Raw genomic sequence first — 13,890 nt, forward strand, 5'->3', positions numbered from 1 at the left:
AAGCGCCATGCTCGCCTTCTTTAATAAACCAAAAAGGTGACGTTTGCTTTTGTTGATAGGTCAGGAAATCAGTCCTGTAAATTCAAAAAATACTCCACTTTAATTCCACATCTTATCCATCTGAAGAGCTTGCTGATATTTAGTTTTATTAGAACTAAAAATATATTAATATAACTATTGTAAATAATTACATTAGTTATAATTGTTTAAAAATTAATAATATAGTGTATTAAATAGTTTATCAGAATAATAATTATTTTATAATATTATTCTGATAAACAAATATAAAGGAAAGGAGATATTCTTTGAAATTGATTAGATAAAGCTTTAAAAGTGCTCCAAAAACTTCATAAGGGTGTGTGAATCATGAGATCGACTCGGAGTAGGTACTACATGAAAAAACGCACGAGAAAAAGAGCATTCTCAATTCTGACATTGCTTTTTCTTCTTGTGCAAACGATTTTAACTCCGGTAACTCAGTATGTTAATGCTGACAGTACAACTGTTGGAATCAGTTTCGACAATCCATCTGCTCAAGAAGGAGATATGCTAACAGCGACACTTACTGACAGTGGAGAAGATTCTGGTACATTAACATTCTCTATACCAACTGGTTTGAGTATTAAGGAATTTACTGAAGGTCAAGACAATATTGAAATCAGTAATAAAGATGCTCAATCCTTAAGTTTTACTTGGAAAGAAGAAAGTAATCAAGTTGTGAAAGTGCAAGTATCAGCTGATACAGCTGGTGACTACATGCCACAACTAACTTCTCAGAACGGAGGTACTCAATCTGTTGCGATTCAGGTCACATCACCAGAAGTGACAACTGATGAAACAGAAGTAACAAACGAAAAAGTAGAAGCAACAGCGAAAGAAACCGACGTACCAAAAGAACCAGCAAAAGTTACAGAGGAAGAAACTGAAGACAAGGACGAAAAAGGAACTGAAGAAACAACGGAAAATGTACCTGCTGATATTCTGGCGGTAAATGAGTTGGAGGAAAATGTTCAAGACAGTGGAAACAATGAGGATAGTTCCACTGGAGGAGATAATTCAAAATCTTCCGCAGCAAGTAGGGCATTAGAATTCGTACCATCTAATGACGGAGAACTTGCTGATTCTAATGCGAATTTATCTGCAAGTGGAGACATTAGGTTACCTATTACGATTCGTGATTTTAAGGCGGATGGGTATCTATTTGAAATGAGTTTAAATTCTACTTCAGGTAGAAAAAATATGGTAAATGGACAAATTGGTGAAGATAAAAAGCCTGTTTTTAATCAGAATATGATTGATTATACACGGTTTATGTTTTACCATAATGCTCCAAGTCTTACAGATGAACAAATTAATGCAAAACTTGATGAGTTATTCAATAATTCAGCGAATAATATGTCATTATCAGCATATTTACCGCTGAATAAAAACAGTGACGGAACATATAGCTATCACAGTAATCATTTTTATCCAATTGATGATCTGCTGTTTGGAAATGAATATAGACATCACAACTATCATTTCTCCCTAGAAATGCATACAAAATTCACTTATAAAGGTGAAGAAAAGTTTACATTTATAGGTGATGATGACGTATGGGTTTTCATTAACGGTAAGCTAGCTATAGATTTGGGTGGGGTTCATAGCGAACAAGAAGCTACCATAGATTTGGATAAGATGGCTAGTACGTTGGGGCTTGAAAAAGGAAAAGATTACGATTTTGACTTTTTCTATATGGAAAGACACACAACTCAGTCTAACTTAAAAATTACGACATCTATTCAATTTGAACCAAATGTAAGTGCAGTGAAGGAGGTCAATAAGACTGAGGCGTTAAATGGAGATGAGTTAACGTATAAATTCACAGCATCTAATACAGGTGAAAAGAATGCAACAAATGTTATTTTGTCAGACACTCTTGATCCAGGATTATCATTAGTCAAAGATTCAGTAACTATTAATGGAAACCCTATCGAAGTAATCACTAATGGGAATTCTGATGTTAAAGCAACCTTCGATGAGAGCACTAGGGTTCTAACAATCCCAATTGGGGATATGGCGGCTGGCACTGAGGCTAAGATTAGTTTTAAAGCTAATGTTAGTGTCGATGACTCACTGTTCGATAGTCAGAATAAATATGTTATCCGCAATACTGGGCAAATCGATGGAACAGACACGAATGAAGTTACAACAACAATAACTGGTCCAGAGAAGACGAGCGTCAAGGTCAGCAAGGTTTGGAATGACGCCAATAACAAGGAAAAACTCCGTCCTGAAAAAGTAACTGTGAAGCTGTTAGCTGATAATCAAGAGACAGGAAAGACAGTTGAATTAAAAGAAGGAAATAACTGGACTGCAACTTTCAGTGGGCTAAATAAATACAAGAGCGATGGGGGAAAAATCAACTACACCGTGGTTGAAGCTGATGTAGAAGGATATCGAGCATCAATCATTGGAGATGAGACCGATGGATATGTGTTAACCAATACCTTGCAGACTTCAGTGAAAGTGAGTAAAGCTTGGGACGATGCAGACAACCAGGACGGAATCCGCCCTAACAAAGTAACGGTGAATCTACTGGCCAATCGAGAAGCGACAGGCAAGACAATTGAGTTAAATAGCAGTACCGGCTGGACTGCCACTTTCGATGGGCTAGATAAATACGCTGAGAATGGAGCGGAAATAAATTACACCGTAGCTGAGTCTTCTGTTGAAGGCTATGAAGTTTCTATCAGTGGAGATGCGACGAATGGCTATAAATTAACCAATACTCATAAGGTAGAGAAAATCGATATCTCCGGCAAGAAAGTCTGGGAAGATGGCGACAATCAGGATGGAAAACGACCTACATCTGTTACCATTAACTTGCTAGCTAACGGTAATCTTATTAAAACTGTCACAGTGACGGCTGAGGATAACTGGGAGTTCACTTTTAATAATCTTGATAAGAATGCAAATGGAAATAAAATCGACTATAGACTAACCGAGTCAACGGTTAAAGACTATAGCACCAAGATTGACGGAACGACAATTATCAATACCTACACACCTGAGCAAACTTCTGTGACGGTGACCAAAGCATGGAATGACGGGCAAAAAGCGGACAATCTCCACCCTGACAAAGTCACCGTGAAGCTGCTGGCTGATGGAGAAGAGACTGGCGAGACTGTTGAGCTAAGCCCTGAGAATAATTGGACCAGCACATTCACCAAACTTCCTGTGTATAAAGACGGCGGGAAGAAAATTACCTATACCGTAGCTGAGTCTGAAGTTGAAGGCTATCGAGCATCCATTACTGGAGATGCAAACATAGGTTTTGTGATAACCAATACGGAGCAGACTTCTGTTCAAGTAACGAAGGTATGGAATGATAGCAACAATAAGGACAAGCTTCGTCCAGAAAAAGTATCAGTTAGTTTGCTGGCTGATGGGGATGAAACGGGAAGAACCATTGAATTGAATGGTAAAAATGAATGGAAAGCCGCATTCCTCAAACTTGATAAATACAATGAGGAGGGCAAAGAAATCATCTACACCGTAGTTGAAGAAGAAGTCGAAGGTTATCGAGTATCTATCGCTGTAAATGCGACTGATGGTTACGTGATAACCAATACGGAGCAGACTGAAATAAAAGCGAACAAGGTATGGAAGGATGCCGATAACAAGGACAATCTTCGCCCTGAGAAAGTAACGGTGAGCTTGTTGGCTAATGGTGAAGAGACTGGAAAAACGATTGAATTAAAGGATACGAACAATTGGGTAGGTAAATTCTGCCAACTCGATAAATACGATAAGGATGGGGAAGTAATCACCTACACTGTGGCTGAATCTAAAGTGGATAGTTATCAGGTATCTATCACCGGTGATGCGACCGATGGATATGTGTTAACCAATACCTTGCAGACTTCAGTGGAAGTGACGAAAACGTGGGATGACGCGGATGACCAGGATGGAATTCGCCCTGACGAAATCACGGTGAGCTTGTTAGCTAATGGAGTCGAAACAGGTAAAACCGTTAATTTAAATGATACAAATAACTGGACAGATAAATTCCTCAAACTTGATAAATACAATGAGAATGGGGAAGTAATCACCTACACCGTAGCCGAGTCCGCTGTTGAAGGCTATGTGGTTTCAATTAGTGGAGATGCTGCCAAGGGATTTGAGTTGACCAATACCCATGAGGTGGAGAAAACCTCTATCTCTGGTAAGAAGATCTGGGATGATGGAGACAATCGAGATGGAAAACGTCCAGAATCTGTCACTATTAACTTGTTGGCAAACGGTAATCTGCTCAACTCTGTTACAGTAACGGCTGAGGACAACTGGGAGTATACTTTTAATAATCTTGATAAGTATGCAAATGGAAATGAAATTGCCTATAGCCTAACTGAGAATAGGGTTGAAGATTATAGCACCAATTTTGAAGGAACGACAATAACTAATACCTATACACCTGAGCAAACTTCTGTGACGGTGACTAAAGCTTGGAATGACGGGGACAATGAGGGCAAACACCGCCCTGAGGAAGTAACGGTGAGCCTGATGGCTGACGGAAAAGAGACAGGCCAGACGGTTGCGTTGAACCCTGATAATAACTGGACCAATACTTTCACCGAGCTTAATGTATATAAGGACGGTGGAAAGAAAATCATCTATACCGTAGCTGAGTCTGATGTCGAAGGCTATCGTGTATCTATTACTGGAGATGCATCTCAGGGTTATGTAATAACCAATGCTGAGCAGACATCAGTAAAAGTGACCAAAGTTTGGGACGATGCAGATGATCAGGACGGACTTCGTCCTGAGGAAGTAACAGTGAGCCTGTTGGCTGATGGTAATAAGACAGGTAAGAATATTGTATTGAATGGTAAAAATGATTGGACTTACACGTTCACTGAGCTTGATAAGTACAAGGAAAGTGGAGAGTTAATTGACTACACGGTAGTTGAACCCGAAGTGCCGAATGGCTACACCGATACTATCACTGGAGATGCAAATGAAGGTTATAAAGTATATAACATTCATCTGCCGAAACAGACTTCAGTGAAAGTGAATAAGACTTGGAATGACGCGGACAACCAAGATGGAGTTCGTCCGGATAAAGTCACTATGAGTCTATTTGCGGATGGTAAAGACACAGGCGAAACAATTGAGTTGAATGATGAAAATAATTGGACTGGCGTTTTTGCCCAACTCGATGTGTACAGGGATGGTGGTCAAGAGATTTCCTACACTGTAGTTGAGTCTAACGTACCAAAAGGCTATACCGATACGATTACGGGAGATGCTGCTGAAGGATTTAAGGTTACCAACACCCATGATCCTGAAACAATCGACGTTTCCGGTACAAAAACATGGAATGATGCCAACAACCAAGATGGTAAGCGTCCTGGAAGCATCATGGTGAACCTATTGGCTGACGGTAAGAAAGTTGACAGCAAGACTGTCACTGAAGAAGATGAGTGGACATACAGTTTCACCAACCTACCGAAATATAAGGTGGGTAAGGTAGGTCAGGAAGTCGAGTACACTTTAACCGAGGAAGAGGTCAAAGAATACAAGACAACCGTAAATGGCTATAACATCACCAACACCCATACACCTGAGAAAATCGATATCTCTGGAACAAAAACATGGGATGACAACAAGGATCAGGATGGTAAACGTCCAGAATCTATCACGGTGAATCTGCTGGCTAACGGCAAGAAAGTCGATAGTGTTAACGTGACGCCAGATGAGTATGGCAACTGGAAGTATACCTTCAAAAATCTTGACAAGTACGCTGGTGGTAAGGAAATCAAGTACACTGTGACTGAGGAACCTGTTCCTGGATACAAAGAAACAATTAAGGATTTCGACATCGCTAACAGCTATGAGCTTGGTAGCGTAATGGTGAATAAAGAGGTGACTGGAGTATCTGAGGATTATTTGGATGCTGCTGAATTTACCTTCATTATTACAGGCCCAGATGAGACTGAGCAAGAAATCATCATACCTGCCGGAGATAGTAGGGTACTTAAAGGCTTGAACCCTGGTACGTATACCATCAAAGAAGTTAAGCCTGATCAAGCTTGCAGTAACGAATCTTATAACTATCTAGGAACAAGCTATCAAGTCAGCGGTGCGGAAGAATCTGTAGAAGCACTTGAAGGTCAAATAGTGGTAAGTGAAAACAACAGAACTGTAGTAACCTTCACTAATCATTATGAGCCGGTTGGTGACTTGAAAGTAGTTAAGATCGATTCTGCAGATGACGAGAAAGTCTTGGAAGGCGCAGAATTTACGCTTACAGATAAAGATGGCAATGTCCAAACTCTAACTACCGATCAAGAAGGGGTAGCGTTCTTTGAGAACTTGCCATATGGAGAGTATGAATTAGCAGAAACGAAGGCTCCTAAAGGGTATATTTTTAAAGAAGGACAAAAATGGACAGTTACAATCGAAGATCAATCTGTAGTTGAAATGCCAATCCAAAATACCAAAGGAACGCCTAGTCTTGAAGTGTCCAAAACAACAGACAAACAAGAGTACAAACAAGGTGAAACCATCCATTATACAATCACCGTGAAGAATACAGGTGACATTGATTTGGAAGGAATCGAACTTAAAGGCATCTTCAGTAAAAATGGCGATGCTAATATTGGACAATTGGAACTTGAAGGCTATACAGGTCCAATTAATCTTAAGATTGGCGAAAGAGCTACGTACAAAGTTGACTATGTGATTCCGAAAACAGACCTTGCGGATACAACATACACAAATGTGATAATTGCAACTGTAGACGATGTGGAGATAAATGATGAAGTTACTGTTATCGTTGATCCAACTTACGCTCTTGAGGTGAATAAAGAAGCGGACAAAGAAGAGGTTAAAGTCGGAGAAACTATCACATACACCATTACGGTTACGAACACAGGTAAACACACCTTAACTAATGTAAACGTAGTGGACAAAATGGTTGGTCTCGATACGGTTATTGAGAAACTGGAAGCAGGCGAAACTAAAACCTTTACAGTCACACATGTGGCTACGGCGGAGGACGTTGGAGAATTAACGAACGTTGCGGTAGCTAAGGTGGTTGTGAATGGTGAGGAAATAGTTGAGGAAGGTTCTGAAATCGTTAAGGTATCTGAGCAAGATGCTCCAGCCCTTGATGTAGAAAAAACAGCAGACAAATCTCAATATAAACCAGGAGAAACTGTTACTTACACAATCACTATTACGAACACAGGTAATGTAGATTTAAAACGTATCACTCTTAAAGACGTCTTCAGTAAAGATGGAGATGACAATATTGATCAATTGAAATTAGAAGGCTATGATACCGAAAATGGCTTTGATTTAGCAGTTGGTAAAACAGCTACATTCACAGCTACCTATGTCATTCCAGAAACAGACCTTGCTGATACAACATATACAAACGTGATTACAGCAACTGTAGACGGTGTGGAAATGGATCCGGTATCTGATGAAGCTACGATCATAGTCGATCCAACTTACGCTTTAGAAGTGGATAAAACCGCTGATAAAGAAGAGGTTAAAGTTGGAGAAACAATCACTTACACCATTAAGGTAACTAACACAGGCAACAAAGCCTTGACTAATGTGAACGTAGTCGACGAAATGGTTGATCTCGATACAACAATCGAGAAACTTGAAGTTGGCGAAACCAAAACATTTACAGTCAAGCATGTGGCTACTACTGAAAACGTAGGAGAATTAACGAACGTTGCGGTAGCAAAAGTGGTTATCGATGGCAAGGAAATAGTTGAGGAAGGTTCTGTAACAGTTACAGTATCTGAAGAGGATGCTGCAGTTGTTACACCAGATCCTGAAGAACCAACTATTATAGAAGTGGTACAAAACTTCATTGAAAATCCTAAAACTGGCCAATCTATATTAAATATTCTGTTGGTTTTAGGTGTATTCCTTATCGCTGGAAGCGGCTTATATGTTTGGAAAAGAAAACACTAAGCTTTCAGAATAAGCGAATACTAATTAATAGAAAACCAGCTTGGGTGGATTAATTCCCTCAAGCTGGTTTTTCTTATTTTATGAATGTTGTATTAATGGTAATCCACTCTAAGACGATTTTATATAAAAATTGACTTTATAATAATGATTCCAGCTTACTAATCCTTGTCCTGCTTAGGTAGAAAATATCTCTATTAAATTTAGAAGGTAATATAATTTCTATTTATGATAGTAGATTGTTTAGTAGAGGTGTAAATCTTAAGATGTGAGATTAGTAAGCCGGGGTTAGTGTGTATTAAGATTTCTTAAGTCTGTCATAAAATCTTCGTAAAGTTCTTTTTGGCCCAAAGACTTGGCCAGGTTCATAAGGTCTAAGTAGTCGTCCGTTTCTAGGGCTGTTTCGTCTAAGCTGTGGAGATAATCGTACCGAAATGTTCTTTTCCTTAGGTTATAAACTGGTTTTCTGAAATAGACAGTAGCTGTTTGCCTGGTATTGTCAATTTGGGCAATGACCCCTTCTACCTTTTCGCCTTTTTCCATAATAAATACGGGATTACCAACCTTGAATGTTTTCATCTTTAAACATCCTTTATCATTGATTTTTATACTTCTTTATATAAAATATATACCCTTTGCTGTAAATTAGTACTCAATTTAATAATTTTCAAAGAAAATAATAAAATATTACTAGAAAGCATGAACAGTGTGAGAGATTTGCCCCATCTATATTACAGATATGAAATAAGCTAATCTACCAATCCGATGAATTACTTCCATTTAATTATGGGTATAAGCAATAGATAGGATTAGAGAGGATTGGGAGGGTATTGTATGAAATGGAAAGGCAGAAGGGCCAGTACAAACGTGGAAGACCGCAGAGGGATGAGCAGTAAAGGGATCATCGGCGGTGGGATTGGCGGTATTATACTATTGTTGGTGATTACGTTTCTAGGTGGAAATCCTGCTGAACTATTGAATCAGCTGGGAGGAGGAACATCTACCAATACTACAAATACTGAGTATGTTGGAACGCAGGAAGAAGAGGAACTCGCTGAATTTGTATCAGTCGTTTTAGCTGATACTGAGAAGGTTTGGACTAAGCTTTTTAAAGAAGAAGGGTTGGTATATGAAGAGCCTACTCTCGTTATCTATAATGACAGTGTTCAATCAGCCTGTGGAACGGCTGGGTCATCTGTTGGCCCATTCTATTGCCCAGGAGATCATAAGCTTTACATAGATTTAAGCTTTTATAATGAGCTGAAAAGGGAGTTTCAAGCACCGGGTGATTTTGCGATGGCCTATGTTGTCGCCCATGAAGTCGGCCACCATGTACAAACCTTATTGGAAACCGACAAAAATCAGCAGCGTACAAGCTCTAATGACTATTCAGTACGGTTTGAATTACAGGCTGATTATTTAGCCGGTGTATGGGCTCATCATGCAGAGAGTATGGATTTACTTGAGGAAGGGGATTTGGAGGAGGCTATCACAGCAGCCAGTGCTGTTGGCGATGATACAATCCAAAAAAGGGCTCAAGGGTATGTGGTTCCGGAGAGTTTTACTCATGGTTCATCTGAACAGCGGATGCGCTGGTTTAAAAAAGGATTTAATTCCGGGAATTTAGAGGATGGGGACACCTTTAATGTGAAAAATCCATAAGGAAGAAAAGAAGGCCTGCTTCGCGAAGCAGGTTTTTTGTTTTTATCTATTTTAAACAGGAAAAGAATAATCGATATCGAACTAATAGAGTAAACCATTTAGGAGGAGAAAAAATGAATCGTCTAAACTTAGTAACGCTTGGCACAAGGAATATTATAGAATCCCATCGGTTTTATAAAGAATTGGGCTTTGACATGTCCATGATTGGTCCGAAATCTAGTCCGCATGTTATTTTCTTTAAAAATGAAGGGTCCCGTATTTCCTTGTATCCATTGGAGGATTTAGCGCGTGATCTTGATAAGAGTAATCCACCCAATTTAACTTCTGCTTTTTCAGGAATTACGCTAGGCTATAATGCGAAATCAGCCGAGGAGGTAGACCGTGTTATGGAAAAAGCGGAGCAGGCTGGCGCAAAAATTGTGAAACAGCCTGAAAAGACAGACTGGGGCGGATATGGAGGTTATTTTACAGATCCGGACGGATATTATTGGGAAGTGGCATATGGTGAGATGTGGCAATTTGATGAGTCCAACATGTTGGTTATTGAATAGAATTGGAGGATGTTAATCTACCTTTATAGGTACAAAAAAACTTTAGTTACCTTGGAACCGATATTGCTGGCTCTACGTTACGGTAATCGCTCATACAGTTCATTTTTGTGTGATTTATCTTTTGACTGTATGGGTACCTTTAGAATTGGATTTTGCTAGTCTAAATGTTTTCTTCCAGTCTGACCATAGAATTTACTTCTGCTTAAACATTCTTATCCACTTTGTTACGGGAGGCAATAAAAAAGGCCAACCTTTATAGGTTAACCTTTGATTGTTTACAAACCATTTGAATAAAATTTTCAACCGCGAAGGCTGAGACTCCAAGAGCAGCTGAATAGATGGATAAATTGGAAAACTGAATCTGCAGCTGGGATTTGGAAGCGTCCAGTGCACATTCTCCTGCAACATGTTCAACTTCATTCTTCAATAGATCTTTTGCCATAGCAAGGCGGTTTCCGATAATGATTTGCTCGGGATTCAGCGTGTTCGCGATGCTGGCAATGCCAATCCCAAGGTACTTTGCTGTTTCTGTAAAGATTGCTTGTATCTGTTTATTGTTCTCTGCTTGTTCAATTAATTTTTCGAGCGTCCATTCTTCACTTGATGGAAGCAGGGTGGAGGCCTTTTTAATCAATGCCTTTTCAGAAGCATATAGTTCCCAGCACCCTTTGCTTCCGCATGAACATGGCAATCCATCATATTGAATAATCATATGGCCCATTTCACCGGCAAACCCATTGGATCCACGGTAGAGTTCACCGTTTAAGATCATTCCAACTCCTATTCCAATTCCGGCACTTATATAAACCGTAGTGTTTGATGATTGTCCGGGACCTATCATTTTCTCCGCAAAGGCACCTGCATTTGCTTCATTTTCGATTATGACAGGCAGATTAAATTCGTCCTGGATTTGCTTCTTTAATTGCTTCTGTTTCCAATCTAAATTAGGAGCGAGCAGAAGTTCCCCGTCTATGTTCACCATTCCTGGAACAGCCAGCCCAATCCCGACGACCCCATATGTACTAGCAGGAGCTGAAGTGAGGAGGGAACGAATTAAATCATTTATAATCTGTACAGCTTCGTCATAGTTTGGATTCATAGCTGGCTGTTTGAGTTCTTTGATGATGTTGCCATTAAGGTCTGTAAGGACCCCAAGTATGTAATTCACTCCAATATCAATGCCAATCACATGAGCAGCCGAATGTTGAAAGAGAAGCATGACCGGACGCCTGCCGCCGCTCGATTCCCCTGGCCCCGTTTCATAACAGATATTCGCTTCCAAAAGCTCGTTGACAAGGGTGGAGACCGTGCCTTTTGTCAGGCCGAGTTTTTGCGCTAAATCAGCTCTTGATATAGGTGCATCATCTCGAATGGACTCCAATATTTTTAGTTTATTATTGATTTTAATGGTTTGCTGATTCCACTTCATATCTATACTCCTTCTTTCTATCTCTATTGTTAGTTATACCATACTCTTTCAAAACAAAAAACATAGTTCATCCGCCAGGGGAATGTAAGCTAAATGTAACGAAATAGATGAACAAAAAATGTGCAGAGGCTTTTCATAAAGACTGGTATGGGTTAGACGCGATACTTAATCATTCAGGAACCTCTGCATTCTAACGAGAATGTAATATTATAATTATTTATAATATTAAAATAATAATTATTATTATGATATAATTTTTTTATCTATTAATATATTTGGAAGAGGGGAGTTCTTTGGCTATTAAGATACCATCGATGTTGTTTTCTCTATGCTTATTGATTGTCCTTGCAGGTTGTTCGGACAAGAATGGTACTTCCACTTATCGGGAGCATGAAGTGAATGATGATGCGTATGTTATGTTAAAAGGTACGGACCTGTATATGAAAGAACATGAGTCTGATATCGAAAAGGTTGATTCAAATGTTAGGGAGGATACGATTCATTATCGGGATGAGCATCGCGGGCTCATGTATATAAATGGTAACGATGATTTGTACAGCTATAAAGATGGGCAGAAAAAAAGAATAGCTAAACAGGTTTCTGCCAGTAGAATACCGTATCTGCTTTCCTTTGATGAGAGCACTCTTGCCTATTTGACTGATGAAAATAATCAGTTATACGTGATCTTTGATGAGAGTAAACCTCGGAAAGTTCGTTCAGATATTGTCCAATACAGATTATCTATAGACGGTAAACGATTATTCTATATCAATGAAAATATGGACTTATATATCTTTACAAAAGATAGCGGTGAAGAAAAAATCGCTTCAAAGGTGGTTAATTTCCAGGAATCAGAGGGTGGTACCAGGTTACTCATCAGTACGGATGATGGTGAATTATACATCAGGGATTTAGAAAAGACTGAGAATGTCCATCTTCATGCAGATAGCCATGATTACGGGGGATTTCAGGTTGATGATTCTGGGCACTATTCCTATTTAGCAGATTATCAGGGGGATATAGGGGAGCTTTACAGCCTATCTGCTGAAAATGAACCAGTTCGAGTCGCTTCTGATGTTCTCGATTATGAAATGAAGGAAGATTCCTATATTTATTTAAATGGAAACCAGCAATTGCTTATGAAGCAGATGGAAGATCAGAAATCTGATTTACTCGCAGAGGGAGTTGTGGACTTCTTTATACTCAATGATGATATCTATTATTTAGATGAGACACAGGCGATGTATAAAGTAAAACAATCAGGTGTTCCTGAGGAAATTGCCCCCAATGTGATGATGGATTCCAGCAGCCGGCTTTGCTGGTCCATTGTAGATGATAAAATTATTTATTTATCTGCTAATCATTCTTTAATTCTAGATGGAAAGAAAATAGCGGATGATGTCACCGGTTTCGTGTCATATGTGGACCATGTCGTTTACAATACCGAGGATGGCCAAATAAAATCCGTAAGTGTTCATGACACGGATGAACTACAGACATTTGACCATGCTGATTCCTATACGAGGATTTATTACGGTAATCAGCTGGTCTATAGCAAGACATTATCTCTCGCAGATATAGACGGTATTTGGGGAGTAGAGGGCACGGAAGAGGAGAAGTTGGATGGGTATGGAGAGGAATATGGTCCATACTTTTTCGAAATCATTACGGGTGCCGATTGTAATATGGGGTATCTTGTTATGTATGATGAAGAGGAAGAGCTTGTATTGGAATTGAACATAGAAGACTCCGACTCTGAATATATTAAAGTGGATACAGATGTGGAGGATACGTCCTTCATGTTCAAAAAAGTAAGCGAACAGGATTTAAACTTCATTTTTGATGGAGATGAATCCGACCCGCTGCCTCTTTATAAAACTACTGTGGATGAACTTGAGCAGTATTATGAACAATATCAACTTGCTTATTTTTAAGTAGCAGCATGAAAAGAGATGTTTAGATTAGTCTTTCGGGGGCTGATCGACATCTCTTTTTTGTGGTGTAAGAGAGGGGTACTTTTTCAGGAGTAATTAGTGTATAGTTTGATAGATTCGCTCAATCACTGTTATGCACGCTCAATGGGTAAAATTTTCGCTCGATTGCTTATACTTTCGCTCATAAAAATGAGGGTTGGCCCAATTATTGGCTGTTTTCGCTCAATTATAGTCTAGGTCGGCTTGATTAAGACTGAGTTTGGCTCTATTATTCTCGTAATCGGCTCCATTACAATAGAATTCGGCTCGATTGCTTGAAATCTTTGATTCCATATCACCT

General features: G+C 39.3%; 6 protein-coding genes. 4 read left to right on the plus strand and 2 right to left on the minus strand.

Annotated features, from left to right (window positions below; all coding sequences use genetic code 11):
- The first annotated feature begins 393 nt into the window (after positions 1 to 393).
- Positions 394 to 7,977, plus strand: coding sequence for a Cna B-type domain-containing protein (locus tag AC4BHP_RS03075; protein ID WP_490551271.1), 7,584 nt, complete (start codon positions 394 to 396; stop codon positions 7,975 to 7,977).
- A gap of 285 nt (positions 7,978 to 8,262) precedes the next feature.
- Here the strand turns inward: AC4BHP_RS03075 and AC4BHP_RS03080 are convergent, their stop codons facing one another.
- The gene (locus tag AC4BHP_RS03080; RefSeq protein WP_066107799.1) at positions 8,263 to 8,553 is read right to left on the minus strand and encodes a hypothetical protein; all 291 of its coding nucleotides are present in this window, start codon (positions 8,551 to 8,553) and stop codon (positions 8,263 to 8,265) included.
- A gap of 255 nt (positions 8,554 to 8,808) precedes the next feature.
- Between AC4BHP_RS03080 and ypfJ the strand changes: the two genes are divergently transcribed.
- Complete coding sequence (ypfJ, locus tag AC4BHP_RS03085) at positions 8,809 to 9,636, plus strand: KPN_02809 family neutral zinc metallopeptidase (RefSeq protein WP_066107798.1); 828 nt, start codon at positions 8,809 to 8,811, stop codon at positions 9,634 to 9,636.
- A 113-nt stretch (positions 9,637 to 9,749) separates the two neighbouring features.
- A complete protein-coding gene (locus AC4BHP_RS03090) occupies positions 9,750 to 10,187 on the plus strand; it encodes a VOC family protein (protein WP_139891619.1) in 438 nt (145 codons plus the stop codon).
- A 253-nt stretch (positions 10,188 to 10,440) separates the two neighbouring features.
- On the opposite strand, the gene AC4BHP_RS03095 is transcribed toward AC4BHP_RS03090, so the two are convergent.
- Positions 10,441 to 11,616: an ROK family protein gene (locus AC4BHP_RS03095; protein WP_490551272.1), complete on the minus strand. Its 1,176-nt coding sequence runs from the start codon at positions 11,614 to 11,616 to the stop codon at positions 10,441 to 10,443.
- Between the two features lie 293 nt (positions 11,617 to 11,909).
- Between AC4BHP_RS03095 and AC4BHP_RS03100 the strand changes: the two genes are divergently transcribed.
- The gene (locus AC4BHP_RS03100; protein ID WP_490551273.1) at positions 11,910 to 13,550 is read left to right on the plus strand and encodes a hypothetical protein; all 1,641 of its coding nucleotides are present in this window, start codon (positions 11,910 to 11,912) and stop codon (positions 13,548 to 13,550) included.
- The last annotated feature ends 340 nt before the right edge of the window (positions 13,551 to 13,890 follow it).

This window comes from Pradoshia sp. Z4_20, assembly GCF_058216035.1.